The sequence below is a fragment of the Hoyosella rhizosphaerae genome, from assembly GCF_014643175.1.
Taxonomy (GTDB): Bacteria; Actinomycetota; Actinomycetes; order Mycobacteriales; family Mycobacteriaceae; genus Lolliginicoccus; species Lolliginicoccus rhizosphaerae.
This window is the reverse complement of the sequence record NZ_BMJH01000002.1, coordinates 83279-105365: the sequence shown is the minus strand read 5'-3', so window position 1 is coordinate 105365 and position 22087 is coordinate 83279. Positions and strand designations below refer to the sequence as shown.

Sequence of the window (22087 nt, the reverse complement as noted above, 5' to 3'; positions counted from 1 at the left end):
ACCTAATCCGAAGATCCTTTGCTCTCTCGCTGCAACCCATCTTCTCTAACTCTGCTAGCAAGTTCCAGCTTGGTCGCCGCGGGACGACCCACTTGTGCGTATTTCGCTTTCACGCGATCCAAGTACGACTTAGCAGTTGACACCTTGACACCCGCACGTCGGGCTGCCGCCTCCAGCGTGAGCCCTGTGGCGTAATCGAGCAGAACGGCGCGTTCTTGCGCGGAGAGCTTTGGCTTGGATGGTCTGGTGTCTCGCGTCCACGCAAACGCCAACTCGGGCGAATACGCCATCTCACCTCGCGCGACCACACTGATGGCGTTAGACAACGTACCGAGGTCGTTGTCTTTCGTGAGATAACCCGATGCGCCAGCCGCCACAACGTCAATCCCATGTACCGCCTGCGGGGTAACACTGACAACCAAGACTGGGAACCCGGCTTCCACAAGTTTGGCCACATTGTCGGCGGGGTCGGACTCGTCCGACAAGAATAGGTCAAGCACAACGACGTCAACGTCGTGTGGGTTCTTTCCCAGAAATTCGTTAACCGTATGAGCCGTGCCTTCAAGGATGAGGTTGCCGTCCCGAGCAAGCCACGAACCTATTCCATCCAGAAGCATTCTGTCGTCATCGATAAAGGCGACCCGAACCACGCCCCACCCCCGCATCATTCGAATAGCACACAGGATAGCACCCAGTTTTGACCGCTCTTTACTGTCGTTTCCCGGTGGAAAACCTGCACGGTTCCGCGCCCACACCACTCCTGGCCTATGCACAGATTTTTCGATTATGCCTTTGCTGTAAGTAGACTTTCTTCACTCGCACGGCACGACGTCGAGGGTTCTCGAAGGAGACTACCGTGGCGCCGAATCACAACGGTCCAGCTATAGGGCACTCACCTGCGTCACCTAGGTTGAGCGCTCTCTTGTCGTGGACTGCAATCAAAGACACAGTGTCACAGCCAGGTGAGGAACGAGCCAAGCGCCTCCTCGCACTCCTTCTGCTCTTTCAACGTGCCGCATACCTCGCACTGTTGCCCATCGCCATCATCGCGGCCCCGGAGGATGCGTACTTTAATTCGCACTTCAACCTTGTCCTACTTGGCGTCGCGATCGCATGGAACGTATATCTCGCCTACGTAACACTGAAACAGGGCTGGTTCCCGATCCACCTGGTGTGGGTTGATACTGCGGTCATAGTGGGGTTGCTCATAGTTGCGTCGCTGAACATGCGAGATGATTTCGTCTTCGGCGGAATGAACTGGCCCGGCAGGTTAGCTATGGGGACAGTTGCTCTCATTGCCGCAGCTTTGCCGTTAAGGCACATCCTTGTCGCCTGGGTGTTCGTCGTTGCTGCCCGATTCGGTGGCACGACTCTGCGCGTCGGTGAATTTAGTCCGCCCTTTGAAGAATTCGTAGGCGTGCTCAACGCCTACATTTGGTTCGCGATTGTCTTCTATTTCCTGCGCTACCACCTCATAGCGCAAGGGCGCGCACTCGATGCTCTTGCGCAGAACCAAGTCGCTCTCGAAGCGACGAAAGCTGCAAATCAGGCCCGGTTTGATGAACGGATAGCACAACATCGACGGCTACATGACACGGTACTCACGACCTTGACCGCCATTGCCCGCGGCGGTTTGGATTATCGCGAGAATGCAGTTCGCGCGCGTTGTGCCGCCGAAGCGGACTACGTCCGTCGTCTGATCTGCGGCGCCGAAGATGAAGGACCAGGCCATCTGGAGACGAGGCTTAGCGACACTATTGCGCAAGCCGAAACTCTAGGGCTGAGGGTGCACCATCAACACGACCAATTGCCGGACAATATTTCACCGGCCCTCGTTGACGCCTTGTGCGGCGCCGTCATGGAAGCGCTCAACAATGTTGTTAAGCATGCCGGAACGCATGAGGCGTGGGTGACCGCAACTGTGGATGAAGGCGTGGTCAAGGTTCGTATTGTGGACCGAGGTTGTGGGTTTTCCCCGCCACTCACCGAGTTCGGTTTCGGCATTTCACAAAGCATCTACGACCGTATGTCGCGCTACGGCGGGTATGCGCTAGTAGACAGTGAGCCGAACTGCGGGACGATCGTGGAACTGGCGTGCCCCGTAAGCACAGATGCACGCGCGTTGCTTTAATTGCCCCGCAACTATGCAAAGTGACACCATCGTCGAGACGAGGTTAAATCCCGGCGTTACAGCGGCTGTGTCAAATCAGTCACGTTCGCTCCCCTCGCGCGAAGATTGCTGGGAAAATGAGCGGTAGGAAGCGTCCAAGGAGGATTAATGTCTAGCCGCGCGCACGGCCCCGACGGTGTCGATCCGGCGGCGTATTCATTGGTGGAGCACCAGTCAGAGACTGTCGAGCAACGCCGCGAACGCATCTCGGATCAAGTCCGTGATTGGAGCGAGCACGCATTCATTAGCAAGAGCCAGATTGATGGCGAGCACCCCGATCTGACCGACGAAGCCGCTCTCCTCATCGCCATGGGATACGTCGACGAAGATATTCGCGAAGTTCTTGTCACGCGCCGAAGCATGAACAAGGACTTGCCCGACATTGGCGGGTTCTCTGAATTGCGTGCGCTATCGGACGAGCACGCTCGTGCCGTTGCACGGTTCCACGCCGCCAAACTTGGCGTCTCAAAAACTTTCCTTGGCTTCACCGCCACCGAACTCGGCAAGCAAATACAAGTTAAGCAAGACCAGTTCGTGCATTCGGAGAAGCATTTCGCCAAGAATGCTCGTGCAGCGCGACGCGACAAACGCGACGGAATCCATCTAGACAATCCCCAACGCGAAGCACTTTTTGACGCCTTGCGCCGCACCCCGGCACCCTTGGCGGCCACACCCGAGCAGGTCGAACAGTTCAACAAGCCCCTCGGGCATGCCGCTGAAATCCTCGCTGGCATTTCCGAAGGCACACGCCGGTTTCTTCTCGGACGGGCCGCTGGACCCAAACTACCAACCTTCATCCCCGAACCCGGGCAGTTCGCGGACCGCTACGACACCTTGCTTTACCTCGCTGGTTCTTTGTACGACCGAATCAGCAATTCGTCAGCTTGGCATTCAGACCATTTCACGATGCAGCGTGGACAACTAGATCTCGCTGAGGAACTCACACAAATCGCGGTCGACACCGCGGCGCTGCGCATCATTGTCACCGAACTCAACACGCTGGATCGAACGAGCAGCGCCGCCGCACGTGACCACATCAGGGAGAGGTTCGAAGCCCTGGTGCCCGTGTGGGACCAGTTGGTGGAACGAGTCTCCGCTCTCGCCCGAATAGGCGATCTACTTACTCAGGCTGAGTACAAGCTGCGGACCATCAACACTGTGCGGCGTGCCCGCAGCTTAGACGGCAAGATTGACGATTTGATTTCGCGGTCCGGGCTGCGGGAATTGTCCGCACAAAACACCCACGAAATCGGAAACCAGTTCGGTGATGTGGACGCAGCGATGGATACGTATCAGAGCATTCTTGGTGGCGACATTGCGGCGCTCACCAAACGCAGCTAACGCAGCTCATCTTGATCAGCGTGTCACGCGTATATGTGTGACACGCTGATCACAAATCGACTCCAACTGTGACATAGGTCGCACCATGTGTATAAGGTGAGCCGAGATAGGCATAGCGGACATCCGTGAGGGGCTCACCGGCGAATGCTCAAGGTCGAAAATATCGAGATCGTCTACGAGGACGTCATCCTCGTCACAAAGGGCATCAGCCTTGAGATTCCGCAAGACAGCATCGTTGCACTTCTTGGCGGTAACGGCGCCGGAAAGACGAGCACCTTGCGAGCTATTACAGGCCTGCTCGACATTCACCGTGGCCGTATTGCTGCCGGAAAAATCACTCTCGATGGCCTGGACCTCACCGGGCGCAGCGCATCAGATGTCGTCGGTGCGGGCGTGTCGCAAGTAATGGAGGGACGACGAGTTTTCGTGGACTTCACCGTCGACGAAAACCTTCGGGTGGGTGGGCATACGCAACCACGCAGCGCCATCAACACCAACCTCGACCGCGTCTACACGATGTTCCCGGTGCTCGCCGAGCGAAGAAAATCACGCGCAGGCTATCTCTCAGGCGGGGAGCAACAGATGCTCGCGATCGGCCGCGCACTCATGGCTCAACCACGGTACCTACTCCTTGACGAGCCAAGCCTCGGCCTCGCTCCGCGGATTGTTGCGCAGATACGCGATCTCATCGTCGACATCAACAAAGCAGGCACGGGCGTCTTGTTGGTCGAACAAAACGCTGCGATGGCACTGTCGATTGCCTCACACGGCTACGTGATGGAAAACGGCCGCATAGTCATGGACGCCGCTGCAGAACAACTGCGGAACGATGCCGACATCAAGGAGTTCTATCTCGGCCTCAGCAAGGAAGGCGCGGGCACTTCATACCGTGACATCAAGCATTACAAGCGTAGGAAGCGGTGGTTGTCCTAATGCCTACAGACACCATGCCTTCAGGTGACATCCTCACACTCGACGCTGTGAGCCTCAGCTTTGGTGGCACACAAGCACTGTCGGACATTAGCTTCAGCGTCGGGAAGGGCGAACTTTTTGCTGTCATCGGCCCCAACGGCGCCGGAAAGACGTCGATGTTCAACTGCCTGTCCGGGGTGTATCGACCGCAGGCTGGCTCCATCACGATCAACGGGGAATCGATCCTAGGCAAACGGCCCGACGTCGTTGCTCGACTTGGCATCGCTCGCATGTTCCAGAACATCGAACTGTTCGACAACCTCACCGTGCTCGACAACATCAAACTCGGCCGTCACATCCATCTTCGGTACAACACCATCGAAGCAGCGCTGCGCATTGGTCGAGCACGGCAAGCCGAACGAGACGCACGTCGTTTCGCGGAAGACCTCATCGAATTCCTCAGTCTGCAGTCAGTGCGCAACTACCCCGTCGGCATGCTGCCCTACGGAGTGAAGAAGCGCGTCGAATTAGGCCGCGCACTCGCGATGGAACCGTCCCTGCTGCTACTTGATGAACCGGTCGCGGGGATGAATGTCGAAGAAACTGAAGATATGGCCCGCTACATCCTCGACATCCGGTCCGAAATGGGGATCACCATGATCATGGTCGAACATGACATGAAACTTGTCATGGACCTCGCCGACCGTGTGCTCGTGCTCGACTTTGGTCGCCGAATTGCGCTCGGCGAACCGGCTGCCGTCCAGTCTGACCCTGCTGTGCTTGCCGCGTACCTCGGCGCAGCTGAATCGGGGCACGCATGACGACACTGCCGGAACGGATTGCCACCTGGGCGACAGAACACCCACATCAGGTGGCACTGCGGGAGAAAAACCTTGGTGTGTGGCGCAACATCACGTGGACCGAGTATCACCACTCCGTTCAAGCTCTTGCACACGGTCTCGCAGCGCTGAACGTCACAGCTACCGACCGTGTCGGCATTTTGTCGGAGAATCGGTCGGAATGGTTGTACTGCGACCTCGCGACCTTGAGCTTGCGTGCGATCACCGTTGGCTTCTACCCCACCAACCCTGCGGCTGAGATTCAATACCAACTCAATGACGCGGGTATTCGTGTCCTCTTCGCCGAAGACCAGGAACAGGTCGACAAGGTCCTCGAGGTGTGGGAAAACTGCCCAACGCTTGAACGCGTCGTGTACTTCGAAAAGCGTGGCCTCGCAACATATAGCGAACCCCGACTGATTTCGTACGACGCGCTCCTCGACGCCGGGGAGCAACATGCGAACGAGAATCCAGTGTTTCTCGATGACGTCGCCAAGCATGTAACACCAGACGACATCGCCACGTTGATCTACACCTCTGGAACAACGGGGCCACCCAAAGGCGCAATGCTCACGGTGGCGAACATCAACTACGCAATTGATGCACTTCTTCGCGATACAGGACTGGTTAATCCACCGCCATCGCCACGCGACGTTTCCTTGTCGTTCCTGCCCCTATGCCACGTCGCAGAACGCATGTTCACCGTGTGGAACAACGCCGCAAACGGACTTGTTGTCCACTTTGCCGAATCAATCGATACCGTGGCCGCCGACCTCGCAGAGGTGCAACCCACGGTTCTGTTCGCTGTACCGCGCATCTGGGAAAAGCTGCAATCCGCAGTAGCGATCCGCATGATGGCCGCATCTCCGGTGAAAAAATTCGCTTACCGGTGCGGGACGATCCTTGGCGACGGCATCGCTGACATTCGCATCAAACACGGAGGCAACCACACCGTCACCACCCGGACGCTGTACGCCATCGGCTACCCACTGGTGTTGCGGGCATTACGCGACAAGCTAGGTCTGCGCCGAGTTCGTACCGCAATATCTGGGGCGGCGCCGATCTCACCTGAAGTGTTGAGGTTCTTCCTCGCAATTGGTGTCCCCATGTTCGAGGCATACGGCATGACGGAAAACTGCGCCGTCGCCTCGGCTAACAGGCAAGGGCGCATGAAGCTCGGCACAGTGGGAGAGCCCATTCCCGGTATCGAGCTCATCCTCGACGACCAGACAGGCGAGATCCTCACACGACACCCAGGCACGTTCGCCGGTTATTGGAACAAACCCGAAGCCACTGCAAAAACAATCGACGCTGACGGGTGGCTCCACACCGGCGATGTGGGCGAGTGGGTTGACGGCACCTATCTTCGAATAATCGACCGCCTCAAGGACATCATCATCACTGCGGGCGGCAAGAATATTTCGCCGTCAGAAATCGAAAACCAACTCAAGACATCACCGTTCATCAAGGAAGCCGTGATTATCGGCGATCGCCGCGCCTACCTCACGGCACTCATTGGCATCGACTTCGACAGCGTCTCCGACTGGGCGTCACGTCACAACATCACCTACAGCACGTACCGCGACCTCAGCGTCAAGCCTGAGGTGCTCGAACTGATTCGCCACGCAGTCATCGAGACCAACACCAAGTTCGCTCGTGTTGAAAACGTCCGCAAGTTCCGGGTTCTCACCAAAGAGCTTGACCATGACGACGGCGAACTTACAGCGACACAGAAGGTGCGCCGGTCTGCGTTGACGCAGCGTTTCGAGAATCTGATCGACGACATGTACGGCGACGGCACACAGTTCGCTGGGGGCGACTTATCGCGCACGCACGCTGATGCCCCTAAGACGGACGCCACAACAGGAGGGAACCCATGATTGAGTTCCTCGACTCAATAGTCCGCGGGACCGGGCTCGGAGCGCTGTATGCACTGATCGCGGTCGGATTCGTCATCATTTTCCGCGCCACCGGCGTCCTAAATTTCGCCCAGCCGATCTTTATGATTTTCGGTACCTTCGTCAGCTACTACATCGCCGTGACTCTCGGCTTACCGTTTGCGCTAGCACTCGTGGTCGCTGTGATCTCCGGTGCTCTCGTCGCGATGCTCTGTGAGCGGGTAGCTATGCGCCCGATGGTTGGCCGACCACCATTTTCTGCAGCACTCGTGACCGTTGGTTTGTTCGCGGCGGGACTAGTCGTGACGACGAAGCTGATCGGCCAGGGCGTCATCACCTCGGGCGGCCCCTGGGGGCTGGCGAACTTCTGCCTCGGTGGTGAACGACGGGAGACGGCGGTGCCCATCCCCGGTGTACCTGCCGCGTGCGACGGCGGCGTGACGGTCGACCACACGGATCTAGCGAAGATTGTGGCTGCATTCATCGCCATCGGTCTCCTCGGGGTGTGGCTCAACCGGTCGAGGTACGGGCTCGCAATGCGCGCCACAGCTCACGACCCTGAGGTTGCTATGGCTCAGGGGATTAGCGCCGGAGCAGTGTTCTCCATGTCCTGGGGAATTGCCGGAGCCTTCGCCGCGCTCGCGGGCGTCTTGCTGGGAACAGCGGCCGGGGGTGTGGGCGCTCTTGGTGCACTGATTGCACTGAAGGCAATACCCGCGATCATTGTCGGCGGTCTCGACTCAGTTAAAGGCGCAGTGGTAGGCGGGTTGATCGTTGGTCTCGCTGAAGCACTCACTAAGACGTACCAACCGGGGATAGCGCCGTGGCTTGGGGCGAACTTCGACATCGTCACCCCGTACTTGATCATGCTTGCTGTCCTGATGATCCGCCCTCAAGGCCTGTTCGGCACCAAGGAAGTGCATCGCGTATGACCTCCGAACTTAACCTCAGCGGCCAGGTGCGCCGCGCATCGGCGACTCCCGCGAAGGTGCCCGTTGCTGTGCGGCGCGGACGCCCGAAGCTGTACACAAGCTACGACAAAGATCAAGCAATTTGGAACACCCCAGCTAAAGCGTGGTGGACCATTGGTTTGATCATCCTCGCAATCTTGGCACCGTTTTTCTTGACCCGCGATCTCACTGTTCTGCTCTCGCTGACGTGCGTATATGCCATCGGCGGTATTGGGCTAAACCTACTTACGGGATATGCAGGACAAGTTTCCTTGGGGCACGCATTCTTCGTCGGTCTTGGGGCCTATACGGCGGCGTTCTTTGGCGGCGACGCCACCACTCGGGTGTGGGGCCTTGGTTGGGACATGGCACTGTGGCTACCGCTGTCGGCGATCATTCCGGCGATTGTTGGCTTATTGGTAGCGCCATTCGCCGCTCGAGTCAGGGGCCTCTACCTGGCGACGCTCACGTTGGCGCTGCTCATGCTCGGTGACCATCTGTTCCGTGAGTGGCGCTCGCTCACCGGCGGTTCAGGAGTTGGGCGCGCACCAGCAAACCTCACCCTGTTTGGTGTCGACCTTTCCCAGAGTTACCGCATCGGCGGGTATGTGCTGACGCGCCAAGTCACGGTGTATCTACTCTGCTTGCTGGTGCTGATTGCGTTCGCGGTGGCTGCGCGCAACATCGTGCGGTCAAGGTATGGCCGTTCGTTTGCTGCTGTACGAGACCGCGACATCGCCGCCGAAGTCATGGGCATTCCGTTGCAGCGCACCAAGACTCTCGCGTTTGTGCTGTCATCGGGATACGCCGGTGTGTGTGGCGCTCTTCTTTCTGTTGTTGTCGGACGGATTAGCGCCGACCGGTGGAACCTCATGCTGTCCATCGATTTCCTCGCCGTCGTGCTTATCGGCGGTATGGCAACGATCTCCGGCAGCATTATTGGCGCAGCTTTCGTGGTGCTTCTCCCCCGCGTGATCGACGAATTTTCTCACCTCATCCCGTTCCTCAGCGCGAGTGGCGTCACTGGCGGCGGCCTCACTGTGGACGAGTTCAAGGCGATTGTTTTTGGCCTTCTCATCGTGGTCTTCATCGTCGCCGAACCACGAGGACTCTTCGGGATTTGGTTGCGCGTCCGCAACTACTTCAAGGCCTGGCCATTTTCCAGATAGCTACGACAAGAAGGGTCAAACATGACAAACCCCACGATTACGTGGCGCAGACGACTCATTGCAGCGCCAGCGATTCTCGCGCTCACAGCGGTGGCCGCATGTTCTGCGGTTGACGATGGTGATGTTGCTACGGGCACAGGAGTCACCGACGATCCATGCCCGAATGCGGTAAATGCGGACAATGGCTGCATTTATCTCGGCGCACTTAATGATCTTGAAGGCGGGCCGTTCGCGGAACTCGGAGCACAAATCCACCAAGGGCAACTTGCGTTCTGGCGCAATGTTAATGAGAACGGTGGAATCGGCGGGTACGACATCGATCTTGGTACTTACACCAGGAACACTGCGTACAGCGTCGACGAGCATGCCACTCAGTATCAGGACATCGAGCCACACATTCTCGCTCTCGGCATGAGCTTGGGTACGCCACAGACCGAATCCGTGTTGGCAGATATGGACCGAGCAAACCTTGTCGCGATCCCTGGTTCATGGTGGTCAGGTCTACATTTCGATGACGCCGACCGTGGCCTCATCCTTGAATCCGGATACTCCTACTGCACCGAATCGGTCATCGGCCTGGACTGGTTCAGTGAGGAATACGGCACCCCAGAATCATTGATGACAGTTGGGTTCCCCGGCGACTACGGTTCTGATGCAGCAGTAGGCGCAGCTGCATGGGCCGAAGCTAACGACGTTGAGGTTCTCGCTCAGGTAGATACAGCTCCCAACGCTATGGTGCAGAACCAGGATGCTGCGGTTGAACGCATTCTGAGCCTGGCCCCAGACGTTGTCGTCTTGGCCACCGCGCCTGCGGAAGCAGCTGAGATCGTCGCGAAGTCCGCTGCCCGTGGCTTTGACGGTCGATTTATAGGTTCCGTCCCCACGTGGAACCCTCGTTTGCTTGAAACGCCTGCTCTAGGCGCATTGAGTGCCCTCTACAACCACGTGGGGCCATGGCAGGGCTGGGATGGCGAGAGTGATGCCATGACCGCGATCCGCGAATCTCTGGACGGCGGGGTCCCTGCCAACCAGGGTTACCTGTTCGGGTGGATCTGGTCGTACCCGCTGAAGTCTTTGCTTGAGAAGGCAGCCGACGAGGGTGAGCTGACGCGATCAGCGCTTCGTGCAGCAATTGACGGCCTTGAAGTTGACTACGAGGGCGCGCTGCCTAACCGCACGTTTGGCACAACGCCCGCCATTGGCGACTTCACCGCTACCATTTCTGTTCCTGACGCATCCGTGGAGTTGGGCACCCGCACGTTGGTGGACGGCGTGACGGCGACGACAGAGATCGACTACGCGAGCCCTTGCGTGCAACCGTAAGAATTAAACGCACTGTGGCCCCCAGGGAAACCTGGGGGCCACAGTGCCCTAATCAGACATTTCCGTCACGCTGATTGTGATGCTCACCATAACCGGGAACGCCATGCGACACGCACCTCCCCGCCATTAACGCGTTAACCTGCTGTTTTCAACATTGGATCCATGTAAATCAGTCCTCGCGGATAGTTATTGAAAAATGAACAATACTTCCGAACCCATTACTTTTGCTTTAACCTCATAGACGCACGGTGATCGCGGTCATATAACTGGGGGGTTAACGGCCGTTGATTATGGGGGACTACTAAGGCGCATGCACACAGTGCATGCGCCTTAGATATTTTCGGAATGAAACTAGTTCCCCTTCGCTCGAAGCTCCGACGGCGATTCAAGTTGGCATTCGACAAACTTTCGCATACTGTCCGATTTCGATGAACACACGAGCAAACGCAGTCTTCGCTGCAATAACAACCGCCTGTTTTGCGGCAAGCGCGACGCTCGGCATGCCCAGTGTCGCAGCGCAGCTCATAAGCCCCCTCCCACCCGAAGGCGACATCACCACGTCAGAGGCGCCCTTCACCACCCCTGACACTGCAGATTGCCCCTTTGCGCAGTGGCCACCTCCAGCATCCGACACTTCAGACGAGCCGCGCCCCGGTGAGCCCGAACCCACTCCGCTCCCAATCCCATCGCCGCCCGTCGGCGGTCCACTACTCGGGCAATGTGACCTCACAATCGCCCCGAACGCACCGGCTCCGCCGGAAGAAATATCTGCAGCCAGCTGGCTTATCGCAGATCTCGACAGCGGTGAAATCCTCGCAACCAAAGATCCGCACGGGCGGCACCGACCTGCCAGTACGATCAAGACCCTTCTTGCCCTCGTTGCGTTCGACGAATTGGACCTCGACAAAACCGTCTTCGGAACCATGGAGGACGCAAACATTGAAGGAAGTCGCGCCGGGATCGGCCCGCGAGGCGAATACACAAACCGCCTACTCATGCAGGCCCTCGTTCTTGCCTCCGGCAACGACGTCGCAAACGCAATAGCCACACAGCTCGGTGGCATCGATGAAACACTGCGCAAAATGAACGAACGTGCGAAAGAACTCGGCGCATTGGACACTCGCGCAGGCTCTCCGTCGGGGCTCGACTCACCCGGAATGTCATCTTCGGCGTACGACTTAGCAGTCATTTTCCGTGAGGCAATGAATATCCCTGAGTTTGTCGAGAACATCCAAACAACACAGGTCGACTTTCCCGGATACCCTGCCGACCCCGAAATTCCAGGTGACTTCGACCGACCCGGATTTGCGATGGGAAACGACAACATCGTTAACTGGAACTACCCAGATTCGATCGGCGGAAAGAACGGCTTTACCAATTCTGCGCGACAAACATACGTGGGAGCAGCCGAACGCGATGGGCGAAGACTGGTTGTATCCGTCCTTATGGCGGACAACGAGCCTCAACCCGTATGGAAGCAGATAGCCGACTTATTTGACTATGGCTTCAGCGTCCCACCCGATGACAGTGTCGGCACACTTAACGCCATCGACAGCATTCGTGACGGCGCCGCAGAGTCCGATGCCGACGTGCTAGCCCAGCCCGGTATCCCCCGCTCGTCTAGCCCCGGTCCAGAATCGGACACGTCGGCAACACAACGCTTCGTTGTGGGTGCAGTTGGCGGCATTGTCGTGCTTGCTCTTCTCCTCGCCGCGGTGCGTGTAGGCAGGAAGAAATAGGTATAACCCTACTTTTGGGGTGGTTTGTTCCTGCGTGCCAGTCCGGATACGCCGAGCACAGCCAACGCACCTGCGCCGAATCCGACAACGCCGCTCGCCAATGAGTTGCCTTCGCGAACCACGACCGGAGTATTGATGAGCACTGGTTTGGGCGGAAGCACTAGCGCCCGCTCCATGCTGTCCGTTGTCGTCGCAGCCCAGGCTGTTGCGAACAAGAGGAACCGCGACGTGATGAAGATAAAGACAAGGATGCCGATGAGCGGACCAAATACGGCACCCGCCGGGCTCTGTGTGACCCCCTGAAGGTATGCGACACCTAGTTGCTTAAAGATCTCGAACACAACGGCGGCGATGAGCCCCGCTTGGGCGGCACTGCCGAAAGCAACAGGCTGTCGTGGCATCCTCGCGATAATCCAGGTGAACAGTAGCCATGTTGCACCAATAGCAACGGCAAGCGACACTATGCGAACAAGGATTCCCACTCCGGGGGCCTCATCTAGGCCGACAATGCCGAGGAGAGAGGTCGTTAGCCCGCTGCCACCAAGAGCGCTGAGTGCGAGTGAGACGGCCAAGGCCAAGAAAAGTGTGATCATTGCACCGAGGTCAACAATCTTGGTTTTGATGAAGTTCACCTTTGGCATCGGCTGATCCCATTGCGCGCTGAGTGCCTTCCGCAGATTGGCAATCCACCCAAGGCCCGAATACAGCGCGACCGCAATACCAATGAGGCCGACAGTGTTGCGTTGTTCAATCGCCTGGTCGATCAGCGTATTGACCTGCTCGCCCATACCGCCCGGAATGGACTCGGTGACTTGCGCCTTGACGTCCTCAAGGAGTTCAAGATTCCCCGCCAGAACAAAACCGGCACCAGCAAACCCCACCATGAGCAACGGGAACAGCGCAAGAACGCTGAAATACGTAATGCCGGCGGCGTAATAATCGCCGTGCTGTTCCGTGAACCGTGTTGCGGCCCTAATGAGATGGTCGAGCCACGGATGTTTCGCCCGTTGTTTGTCGAGGAATCCTGGCTTATCGGCCATTCCGGTCACCCTTTCGGTTGGAGGAATCCGATCTTGTCATAAACGTCGGCTAGTGTTTCTGACGCAATCGCACGCGCACGTTGTGCTCCGATGTCGAGCATTCGTTCTAGCTCAGCACGATCGTCGAGGAAGTTGTCCACCTTTGCCTTGAGTGGAACAACAAACTCAGTGAGCACGTCCGCTGTGTCAACTTTCAAGTCACCGTATCCTTTTCCGGCGAAATGCTGTTCAAGTTCCGCGATGCTGCGCCCAGAAAGCACGGAATTGATAACAAGAAGGTTCGATACACCAGGTTTTGCTGCTGGATCGTAACGAATTTCGCGTTCAGCATCAGTCACAGCGGACTTGATTTTCTTCGCCGACACCTTCGGGTCGTCGAGAAGGTTGATGAGACCGGCGGGACTTGGCCCGGATTTACTCATCTTCGACGTCGGATCTTGAAGATCGTAAATCTTGGCGGATTCTTTGGTGATGAATGCCTTTGGCACTGTGAGCGCTGCGCCGAAGCGGGTGTTGAACCGTTGCGCTAAGTCGCGCGTGAGCTCAAGGTGCTGACGCTGGTCCTCCCCCACAGGAACGTACTCGGCCTGATAGAGCAGGATGTCCGCGGACATCAGCATCGGGTAAGTAAACAAACCAACGCTGGCGTGGTCCGTACCTTGTTTTGCCGACTTATCTTTAAATTGCGTCATACGGCTGGCCTCACCAAAGCCAGTGAGACACATCAAAATCCATGCCAACTGCGCATGCTCAGGCACTTGGCTTTGAGCGAAGATGGCAGACCGTTCGGGGTCAACACCAATGGCAAGTAGTTGAGCAAGCGCGGTGGTCGTCCGTGCTCGGAGTGCCACTGGATCGTGCTGAACGGTGATGGCATGCATGTCAGGGATGAAGTACAACGTGTCGTACTCATCCTGCATGTCGACCCAGGTTTTCAATGCACCTAAATAGTTTCCGAGGTGAAACGAATCGGCGGTGGGTTGAATGCCGGACAGCACCCGTGGTTTGCCTTGTGAACTGGCGGAAATCGACATTACGGTGATCTTTCTACGTCAAGGCTAGTTAGGCGTAGTGGACAGTGACTGGGGCGTGGTCAGACCATCGCGTGTCATACGACTGTGCTCGTTCCACTGCGGCACTAGTAGCGCGTTCGGCGAGCGTCGCCGTGGCAACCTGGTAATCGATCCGCCACCCTGCATCGTTGTCGAAAGCTTTGCCACGGTAGGACCACCAGGAATACGGACCATCTACACCCGGATGTAGTGATCGGACAACGTCAGTCCACGGGGCGTCGTCACCGAATACTGAAGTAAGCCACTCTCGTTCATGCGGCAGGAAACCTGAGGATTTGAGGTTTCCCTTCCAATTCTTGATATCTGCTTCCGTGTGCGCGATGTTCCAGTCACCGCACACCACCATGAGACGATCCGCCGCCGCCTGATCAGCCAGATATTGCCCGAAGATCTCGAGGAACCGGTCCTTCTCTTCTTGCTTCGGGGTGTTTGCCTCACCGGAGGGCAGGTACAGGCTAGATACCGTCAGTGTGTCACCGTTGTACGCGAAATCAGCTTCGATATGGCGGCCAGAGTCCGCGAATTCGTTGTCGCCAAAACCAATACGTACATTCTCGGGTGCAGTTCGCGACAGGATTGCGACACCGTTGCGGCCTTTTGCGGCAGGCTCGGCAGAGTTGAGTTCCCACCCCTCGTCAAGCGCGGGGGCGAGAGCAGTTTTTAGTTGCTTGTCGTCCGCTCGGGTTTCTTGCAAACACACAACTGCCGCTCTTGTGTCGCTTAGCCACTCGATTAGGCCTTTTTTCACGGCCGCACGTACACCGTTGACGTTGACCGTACTGACGACGAGGTCAGATGCGCGAGCTTGTGATGAATCGGTAGGCACGTCATCGCACGCTAGCGGAGATTGGGGCCTGAGGGAAACTTCCACGGCGTTCAAGCAAGATCGCAACCAAAAGAATGAGTAAACCGCACACCGCGAGCGCTGACCCCACAGCCGCCGGAGCCCCATAGCCATATCCCGCAGAGATGACTACGCCGCCCAAAAGTGCGCCGAGCCCGTTGGCGATATTAAGAGCGGAATGATTCGCCGTGGCCGCCAATGTTTGTGCATTGCCTGCGACGTCCATCAGCCGCGTTTGAAGTCCAGGCACCAGCGCTGACGCGAAAATTGCGATCAACATGAGGTTGGTGACGGCCAGTACCGGAATGTGGACTGTGAAACTAAACATCATCAATACGATCGACAAAACGACCAGGATCCCGACTAAGCCCGGTGTAAGCGCCTTGTCAGCGATGGCGCCACCGAGCAGGTTGCCGATGACCATACCGACTCCGTACAACATCAGCACCAGAGGAACCAACGCCCGACTGAGGCCCGTTTCTTGCTGCATCGTTGAACTGATGTAGGTGTACACAGCGAACATGCCGCCAAACCCGACAATGCCAGTAAACAACGTAAGCCAGATCTGAATGTTCCGGAATCCCGCCAGTTCGCCCCGCATGCTTGCGCCAATTGGTTGTGGAACGTCTGGAACCCACGCAGCTAGGAGAACGACGGTGATCGCTCCGATTGTGGCTACGAGCGCGAATGCGGCGCGCCACCCGAGTTGCTGCCCCAGAGCAGTAGCGATAGGGACGCCGACAACATTGGCGATACTGAGCCCGAGCATGACGTGCGCGACAGCCTTTGCTCGTGACTTCGGGCCAGCAAGTTCTGCTGCCACCAGAGCTGCGACGCCAAAAAATGCGCCGTGCGGCAGACCGGACAGGAACCTGGAGATCATCAACATTTCGTAGTTTGGCGCGAAGATCGTCGCCGCGTTGCCGATTGTGAAGGCCACCATCAGCGCTAGGAGCAATACCCTGCGGCGCACCCGCGACGCCGCAATAGCAATCACCGGTGCGCCGACAACCACGCCAAATGCGTATGCGCTGATGACTCGACCAGCAATTGGCTCAGTAACGCCCATGCCAGTCGCGATTTCTGGCAGCAGTCCCATTGCCACGAACTCGGTTGTGCCGATCCCGAATGCCCCGAGCATCATGGCAAGCATGGCGAGGACAGTTCGGCGCGGTGGGGATGTCACGGGTTACTCCGTCGGAAATGTGAATGGGTGGCCGCTCATGCGAGCCACCACCCATCGGAACACTTAAGCGACGATTGCCGATACCTTTGCCACACCGAATGTGATGCGTTTTACATCATCGGTGTCTCAGCGCAATGCTGCTTGCAGGTTTTCGTCAAGCGCTGCGAGAAACTCCTCGGTGGTCAGGTAGGCCTGATCCCCACCAACAAGATGTGCAAGGTCCTTTGTCATCTGGCCGCTCTCCACGGTCTTGATGACTACGTCTTCCAATTTGTGCGCGAACTCCACTACCGCCGGAGTGTTGTCGAGTTTGCCGCGGTGCTCAAGCCCTCGAGTCCACGCAAAGATCGACGCGATCGGGTTCGTGGAAGTCGGCTTGCCCTGTTGGTGCATCCGATAATGACGAGTCACTGTTCCGTGAGCCGCCTCCGCTTCGACAGTTTGGCCATCGGGAGTCATCAGCACGGATGTCATCAAACCAAGCGAGCCATAACCTTGCGCGACCGTATCGGACTGGACGTCACCGTCGTAGTTCTTGCACGCCCACACGTACCCGCCCTCCCACTTCAGCGCGGAGGCCACCATGTCGTCGATGAGTCGGTGCTCGTAGGTGAGGCCCGCAGCGTCGAACTCCGCCTTGAACTCTTCTTCGAATACACGCTGAAACTCATCCTTGAACATGCCGTCGTAGGCTTTCAGGATCGTGTTCTTAGTCGATAGATACACCGGGTAGTTCTGCTGCAAGCCGTACGAAAGTGACGCGCGAGCGAAATCCTGAATCGACTTTTTGAAGTTGTACATCCCCAGGACGACGCCGCCGTCTTCCGGCATCTTCACCACTTCGTGGACGATAGGTTCACTACCGTCTTCCGGGGTAAACGTCAGAGTTACTGTGCCAGCTTGGTGGACCTTGAAGTCGGTCGCTCGGTATTGATCACCGAACGCGTGGCGGCCCACTACCACAGGTTTTGTCCAACCCGGAACTAAGCGTGGGACGTTGGAAATAATAATAGGGGCACGAAAAATCGTGCCCCCAAGAATATTTCGAATCGTGCCGTTGGGTGAACGCCACATCTTCTTAAGGCCGAATTCTTCAACTCGCGCCTCATCAGGCGTAATCGTGGCACATTTCACGCCTACGCCGTGCTTCTTTATGGCGTGCGCTGCGTCCACTGTGACCTGGTCATCGGTGGCATCGCGATGCTCCATGCCGAGGTCGTAGTATTCAAGGTTGATGTCCAGGTATGGATGGATCAACTTGTCCTTGATGAACTGCCAAATGATACGGGTCATTTCGTCGCCATCAAGTTCTACGACGGTGCCCTCAACCTTGATCTTGGACATGGGTGCTTCGCGTCCTCCTCGGCAGTGACCCAAGTTCGGCTCGCAGCTCTGCACTTTGTAAGTGCTTTTCGACCCGAACCCGGGCATCACGGTTCATCGGTTTAAACCTATATCGCCAGGGCAGTTTGCGTGCCGCCCACAGCAAATATGACAAGCGTACTGCTTGCCGGCGGGTTCGTGCATGGTGCTGCATAGCCGCCGACATCGTCTTGTCAGCCTATCGTTGCCGCGTTCGTCCCACTACTCCGCCTCCCGGCGTGCCGGATTGACCAACACCGCTAGATTAATTGCCGTTCGTCGACGACACCCGTTATCATCAACGGCAGGTCATGAGTAGCAGCAGAAAGCCCCGGCTTGCTGTTCGGCAACCCTCCAACCGCGGTGGGGTGCCCCGGGTGATGACCTGGCTGTTCGGCACCGACGTGTTGAGCGGCAAGCGCGGGCCCGCGGGGGCGGGCCCGGACAACGGGTAATGTCCCCATCGGAGGTTCATCATGTGTCGATGTTGTTAGGTTGCACAGCTGTCAAGTTGCACGGCTGATAGGTCGTCACGGTCACGCCAGTCGTCCCGAGGCCCCGCACCAACCCGCACCGCTTGAGTTTTCGCCTGCTGGGTTGCGATGCGACGCACAACCGAATCATCCTCGCGCGCGTACCGCACGGTACTTCGCTGCGCCGATACTTTCAGGAGCCACTTAGATGAGCGAAACAAACGCACCACAATCCGCCGACAGCGCCGCACACTGGAGCTTCGAAACAAAACAAGTCCATGCGGGCCAAGTACCCGACCCAACAACGGGGGCACGGGCGCTTCCGATCTACCAAACGACGTCATACGCCTTTCGCGATACTGACCACGCAGCTGCTCTGTTTAGCCTCGCCGAGCCAGGCAACATCTACACGCGAATCATCAACCCAACCCAGGATGTGATCGAGCAGCGCATTGCGGCACTCGAGGGTGGCGTCGCTGCGCTTCTCGTCGCGTCCGGGCAGGCTGCGGAAACCTATGCGATTCTCACCGCAGCAGAAGCGGGCGATCATATTGTGACAAGCCCCCGCTTGTACGGCGGCACATTCAACCTGTTCCACTACACCCTCCCGAAACTCGGGGTTTCGGTGACATTCGTGGATGACCCGGATGACCTCGACCAGTGGCGTGCGGCGATTCAGGACAACACAAAAGCATTTTTCGGCGAAACGATCTCAAACCCCAACGGGGAGGTCCTTGATATTGAAGGTGTGGCGGCAGTCGCACACGAAAATGGCATCCCGTTGATCGTGGACAACACGGTTGCTACGCCATACCTCATCCAGCCACTACAACACGGCGCCGACATCGTGGTGCATTCGGCCACGAAATACCTCGGCGGCCACGGAACATCAGTAGCAGGGGTGATTGTCGACGGCGGAAACTTCGACTGGACATCAGGCCGATTCCCCGGTTTCACCACTCCCGACCCCAGCTACAATGGACTTGTCTATGCAGACCTCGGAGCACCTGCGTTCGCCCTCAAAACGCGCCTAACCCTCTTGCGCGACACCGGTGCCGCAGTGTCACCATTCAACGCATTCTTGATCGGGCAGGGAATAGAAACACTCAGTTTGCGCATTGAACGTCATGTGCAGAACGCTAGAGCTGTGGCAGAACACCTCTCGAGTCGCGACGATGTTATCGCTGTGAACTATTCCGGTCTGACAACCTCGCCGTGGTACGACCGAGCCTCAAAACTCGCCCCAAAGGGACCTGGTGCAGTATTGTCCTTCGAGCTAGAGGGTGGCGTCGAAGCGGGCAAGCGGTTCGTCAACGCTCTCCAGCTACACAGTCATGTCGCTAACATCGGAGATGTGCGTTCCCTCGTGATCCATCCAGCATCAACAACCCACTCGCAGCTGACTCCTCAGGAACAACTGTCAGCTGGCGTAACCCCAGGCCTCGTTCGGCTTGCTGTGGGAATCGAAGGAATCGAAGATATTCTCGCCGATCTGCAACTCGGATTCGAAGCGGCGGCATCTTGACAGTGAGCCATTCGTTGCACAGCGCTTCGCATTCGCTGTCTACCAGCCCCCACCACACGTCACATACGTGGCGTGCTCCCCATCCGTCATTGTGGCCTGCCCCAGACGGATCAGTGGGTTTGGTGGCAATCGGGGATCTGGAGATGGAAAGCGGAGCGCTGCTGCCGGACGTCACGCTTGCTGTGCAGCGCTGGGGTGAGGTGTCGCCACGGGGAGACAACGTCATCCTGGCGCTGCATGCGCTAACCGGCGACTCGCACGTCACCGGACCTGCCGACGATGTTCACCCTGTGCCCGGTTGGTGGGACGGGCTCATTGGCCCTGGCGCAGTGGTGGACACTGACGAATGGTGCGTCTTGGCCGCCAATGCGGTTGGTGGCTGCCAAGGCAGTACGGGTCCTGGCTCGTTGTCGCCCGATGGCACGCCATGGGGCTCTCGTTTTCCCTCCGTCACTATTCGTGACCAAGTCAATGCCGAGGCGAAGCTTGCTGATCTGCTTGGCATTGGAAGATTCGCGTCGGTGCTTGGTGGCTCGATGGGTGGCGCTCGCGCGCTGGAATGGGCGGTGTCGTACCCAGACAGGGTTGCCAGCGCTTTAGTTCTTGCAGTGGGAGCCAGGGCCACAGCGGATCAGATTGGTACCCAGTCCGCCCAGATTCTGGCGATTACGACAGATCCAAACTGGTGCGGCGGCGACTATTACGGCACGGGGAAAGCACCCGAACACGGTTTGGGTGTCGCACGACGCATCGCGCACCTAACCTACCGCGGCGAGGAGGAACTCGACTCGCGGTTTGGAAATGCGCCACAAGGCGAGGTCTCGCCTGTTCATGGTGGCCAATACGCAATCCAAAGTTACCTCAACCATCAGGCTGGCAAACTAGTCCGACGGTTCGACGCCGGTAGCTACGTTGTGCTCAGCGACTCGCTGAGCAGCCACGATGTTGGGCGCGGACGGGGCGGGGTTGACGCTGTTCTCGCCAAGTGTGACGTTCCGACGATTGTTGGGGGAATTACCTCCGACAGGCTGTATCCACTGCGACTGCAGGAGGAACTTGCGGCCAAACTCGCGGGATGTGCGGAATTGCGCGTCCTGCATACCGATAAGGGCCACGACGGGTTCCTCACCGACCTTGACGGAGTGACGCATTTGCTGCGCGACACGATGGAACTGGCACGCCGCTCCATATAATTTTGTGTGTTTGCGAATCTGACCCGCGCACCACATAAGGCGTTGCTAGGCTCGTTGAATGGCGCGGTCACCAGGCAAACCGAAGAAGCGTGGTTCGCGGTTCGGTGGAATATCTGGCCTGTTCGTTGCTGGGCGCACATTGGCGTCGACAGTGTCGGAGGATCGCCCCCTCGGCAAGGCTTTAGCGCCAGGGGGAACTGTTGACCGAGCTCTTGATACCGACGGCCCGCTGGACCGATTACTCGCGCGTGGTGGCGCACTCGACCGACTGTTAGAAAAAGACGGCTTTGCTGACAGAATGCTCGAACCTGACGGTCCAGTTGATCGCCTGCTCCGCAAAGATGGGCCTCTCGACCGGCTTCTTGCCAAGGGTGGGCATTTCGATCGGCTCCTCGAGGAGGGCGGCGCACTCGACCGACTGCTCGAAGAAGGTGGCGTTATCGACCAGGTCGTCAACGAAGGCGGCTTGATCGACCGGTTCATGGAGGTCTCAGTCACCTTGGGTGAAGTTGGACCGACCATAACGTCGTTGCACGAACCGATTTCGAGTATCGACAGGTCTGCCGCAAAACTTGCGACCGCAGTTGGCCCGTTATCCGACATCGTGGGACGCTTCCCTACATCGGCTCGCTTGCCTGGAATGCGTCGCCGCACAAGCGCCAAGGACAACCCCGCGGACGCTGAGGTCCCCAAGCCTGAAGATCTGTAGCTAGCCTGTCCCGAGCGGGTCAATGGACAGGGTGAGCCACACAATCATCGTGCCCATCGCAGCCAACGCGGCAACGTCGAATGGTCGGCTCCGGACTGCCAGCAACCCTGCCTGCACCTCAGGAAGAATTAGTCGGCACCAACCAGCAAGAATTGCCGCGACGCCTAACACGAACGCTCCTCGGCGCCAACGGTCACCGAGGACAAGCGCGAGCGCAATCAGCAATAATATGCCAACGATGGCGAGCGGGACATGCGCCATCGTCGCGCGGATCGATTCCCGGCGGGCATCAGATTTCTGACTATTCACCGCACACCGCCTACCTTTCGATCCGCGCAAAA

19 protein-coding genes and 1 riboswitch are annotated in these 22087 nt (G+C 57.8%); of the genes, 12 read left to right on the top strand and 7 right to left on the bottom strand.

Annotated elements, in window-relative coordinates; genetic code table 11:
• Positions 1–2: 2 nt before the first annotated feature.
• The gene (locus tag IEW73_RS08635) at positions 3–650 is read right to left on the bottom strand and encodes a response regulator (RefSeq protein WP_188673379.1); all 648 of its coding nucleotides are present in this window, start codon (positions 648–650) and stop codon (positions 3–5) included.
• A 206-nt stretch (positions 651–856) separates the two neighbouring features.
• Here IEW73_RS08635 and IEW73_RS08630 point away from each other — a divergent pair, with 206 nt between their 5' ends.
• From IEW73_RS08630 to IEW73_RS08590, 9 genes are all read left to right on the top strand, one after another.
• Positions 857–2131, top strand: a complete 1275-nt coding sequence (locus IEW73_RS08630) for a sensor histidine kinase (protein WP_188673376.1) — start codon at positions 857–859, stop codon at positions 2129–2131.
• Positions 2132–2278: 147 nt separating this feature from the next.
• The gene (locus IEW73_RS08625; protein WP_229675878.1) at positions 2279–3511 is read left to right on the top strand and encodes a hypothetical protein; all 1233 of its coding nucleotides are present in this window, start codon (positions 2279–2281) and stop codon (positions 3509–3511) included.
• 144 nt (positions 3512–3655) lie between these two features.
• Positions 3656–4444 (top strand): ABC transporter ATP-binding protein, encoded by a 789-nt coding sequence (locus tag IEW73_RS08620; RefSeq protein ID WP_188673373.1) that lies wholly within the window; start codon positions 3656–3658, stop codon positions 4442–4444.
• Positions 4444–5244 (top strand): ABC transporter ATP-binding protein, encoded by an 801-nt coding sequence (locus IEW73_RS08615; protein ID WP_229675877.1) that lies wholly within the window; start codon positions 4444–4446, stop codon positions 5242–5244. Before IEW73_RS08620 ends, IEW73_RS08615 begins: the two co-directional genes overlap by 1 nt.
• Positions 5241–7142, top strand: a complete 1902-nt coding sequence (locus tag IEW73_RS08610; protein WP_188673370.1) for an AMP-dependent synthetase/ligase — start codon at positions 5241–5243, stop codon at positions 7140–7142. The genes IEW73_RS08615 and IEW73_RS08610 overlap by 4 nt, the downstream gene beginning before the upstream one ends.
• Positions 7139–8092, top strand: a complete 954-nt coding sequence (locus IEW73_RS08605) for a branched-chain amino acid ABC transporter permease (protein ID WP_188673367.1) — start codon at positions 7139–7141, stop codon at positions 8090–8092. Before IEW73_RS08610 ends, IEW73_RS08605 begins: the two co-directional genes overlap by 4 nt.
• The gene (locus IEW73_RS08600; protein ID WP_188673364.1) at positions 8089–9279 is read left to right on the top strand and encodes a branched-chain amino acid ABC transporter permease; all 1191 of its coding nucleotides are present in this window, start codon (positions 8089–8091) and stop codon (positions 9277–9279) included. Before IEW73_RS08605 ends, IEW73_RS08600 begins: the two co-directional genes overlap by 4 nt.
• A 21-nt stretch (positions 9280–9300) precedes the next feature.
• Positions 9301–10602, top strand: a complete 1302-nt coding sequence (locus IEW73_RS08595) for an ABC transporter substrate-binding protein (RefSeq protein WP_188673361.1) — start codon at positions 9301–9303, stop codon at positions 10600–10602.
• A 428-nt stretch (positions 10603–11030) separates the two neighbouring features.
• Positions 11031–12341, top strand: a complete 1311-nt coding sequence (locus IEW73_RS08590; RefSeq protein WP_188673358.1) for a D-alanyl-D-alanine carboxypeptidase family protein — start codon at positions 11031–11033, stop codon at positions 12339–12341.
• Positions 12342–12349: 8 nt separating this feature from the next.
• Here the strand turns inward: IEW73_RS08590 and yhjD are convergent, their stop codons facing one another.
• The 5 genes from yhjD to IEW73_RS08565 all read right to left on the bottom strand — a co-directional run bounded on the left by yhjD (position 12350) and on the right by IEW73_RS08565 (position 17828).
• Positions 12350–13381 carry an inner membrane protein YhjD gene (gene yhjD / locus IEW73_RS08585; protein ID WP_188673355.1) on the bottom strand — a complete coding sequence of 344 codons (1032 nt, stop codon included), beginning with the start codon at positions 13379–13381 and terminating at the stop codon, positions 12350–12352.
• Between the two features lie 5 nt (positions 13382–13386).
• Positions 13387–14415: a tryptophan--tRNA ligase gene (gene trpS, locus IEW73_RS08580; protein ID WP_188673352.1), complete on the bottom strand. Its 1029-nt coding sequence runs from the start codon at positions 14413–14415 to the stop codon at positions 13387–13389.
• 28 nt (positions 14416–14443) lie between these two features.
• Complete coding sequence (locus IEW73_RS08575; RefSeq protein ID WP_188675194.1) at positions 14444–15280, bottom strand: exodeoxyribonuclease III; 837 nt, start codon at positions 15278–15280, stop codon at positions 14444–14446.
• A 1-nt stretch (position 15281) separates the two neighbouring features.
• Complete coding sequence (locus IEW73_RS08570; RefSeq protein ID WP_188674918.1) at positions 15282–16451, bottom strand: MFS transporter; 1170 nt, start codon at positions 16449–16451, stop codon at positions 15282–15284.
• 159 nt (positions 16452–16610) lie between these two features.
• Complete coding sequence (locus IEW73_RS08565) at positions 16611–17828, bottom strand: NADP-dependent isocitrate dehydrogenase (protein ID WP_188673349.1); 1218 nt, start codon at positions 17826–17828, stop codon at positions 16611–16613.
• Between the two features lie 325 nt (positions 17829–18153).
• Positions 18154–18273, top strand: a riboswitch (SAM riboswitch).
• A gap of 254 nt (positions 18274–18527) precedes the next feature.
• Between IEW73_RS08565 and IEW73_RS08560 the strand changes: the two genes are divergently transcribed.
• The 3 genes from IEW73_RS08560 to IEW73_RS08550 all read left to right on the top strand — a co-directional run bounded on the left by IEW73_RS08560 (position 18528) and on the right by IEW73_RS08550 (position 21746).
• Complete coding sequence (locus IEW73_RS08560) at positions 18528–19844, top strand: bifunctional o-acetylhomoserine/o-acetylserine sulfhydrylase (protein ID WP_188673346.1); 1317 nt, start codon at positions 18528–18530, stop codon at positions 19842–19844.
• Between the two features lie 89 nt (positions 19845–19933).
• A complete protein-coding gene (gene metX / locus IEW73_RS08555) occupies positions 19934–21037 on the top strand; it encodes a homoserine O-acetyltransferase MetX (RefSeq protein ID WP_268236302.1) in 1104 nt (367 codons plus the stop codon).
• Positions 21038–21095: 58 nt separating this feature from the next.
• On the top strand, positions 21096–21746 hold the full coding sequence (locus IEW73_RS08550; protein WP_188673342.1) for a hypothetical protein: 651 nt from the start codon (positions 21096–21098) through the stop codon (positions 21744–21746).
• On the opposite strand, the gene IEW73_RS08545 is transcribed toward IEW73_RS08550, so the two are convergent.
• A complete protein-coding gene (locus IEW73_RS08545; RefSeq protein ID WP_188674911.1) occupies positions 21747–22007 on the bottom strand; it encodes a DUF3017 domain-containing protein in 261 nt (86 codons plus the stop codon).
• Positions 22008–22087: the final 80 nt, after the last annotated feature.

Coding starts and splice junctions, on each gene's coding strand:
- IEW73_RS08625 (WP_229675878.1), top strand. CDS start 2,279: ATGTCTAGCCGCGCGCACGGCCCCGACGGTGTCGATCCGGCGGCGTAT.
- IEW73_RS08560 (WP_188673346.1), top strand. CDS start 18,528: ATGAGCGAAACAAACGCACCACAATCCGCCGACAGCGCCGCACACTGG.
- IEW73_RS08590 (WP_188673358.1), top strand. CDS start 11,031: ATGAACACACGAGCAAACGCAGTCTTCGCTGCAATAACAACCGCCTGT.
- trpS (WP_188673352.1), bottom strand. CDS start 14,415: ATGTCGATTTCCGCCAGTTCACAAGGCAAACCACGGGTGCTGTCCGGC.
- IEW73_RS08610 (WP_188673370.1), top strand. CDS start 5,241: ATGACGACACTGCCGGAACGGATTGCCACCTGGGCGACAGAACACCCA.
- IEW73_RS08545 (WP_188674911.1), bottom strand. CDS start 22,007: ATGGCGCATGTCCCGCTCGCCATCGTTGGCATATTATTGCTGATTGCG.
- IEW73_RS08565 (WP_188673349.1), bottom strand. CDS start 17,828: ATGTCCAAGATCAAGGTTGAGGGCACCGTCGTAGAACTTGATGGCGAC.
- IEW73_RS08550 (WP_188673342.1), top strand. CDS start 21,096: ATGGCGCGGTCACCAGGCAAACCGAAGAAGCGTGGTTCGCGGTTCGGT.
- IEW73_RS08600 (WP_188673364.1), top strand. CDS start 8,089: ATGACCTCCGAACTTAACCTCAGCGGCCAGGTGCGCCGCGCATCGGCG.
- yhjD (WP_188673355.1), bottom strand. CDS start 13,381: ATGGCCGATAAGCCAGGATTCCTCGACAAACAACGGGCGAAACATCCG.
- IEW73_RS08570 (WP_188674918.1), bottom strand. CDS start 16,451: ATGCTTGCCATGATGCTCGGGGCATTCGGGATCGGCACAACCGAGTTC.
- IEW73_RS08620 (WP_188673373.1), top strand. CDS start 3,656: ATGCTCAAGGTCGAAAATATCGAGATCGTCTACGAGGACGTCATCCTC.
- IEW73_RS08605 (WP_188673367.1), top strand. CDS start 7,139: ATGATTGAGTTCCTCGACTCAATAGTCCGCGGGACCGGGCTCGGAGCG.
- IEW73_RS08595 (WP_188673361.1), top strand. CDS start 9,301: ATGACAAACCCCACGATTACGTGGCGCAGACGACTCATTGCAGCGCCA.
- IEW73_RS08615 (WP_229675877.1), top strand. CDS start 4,444: ATGCCTACAGACACCATGCCTTCAGGTGACATCCTCACACTCGACGCT.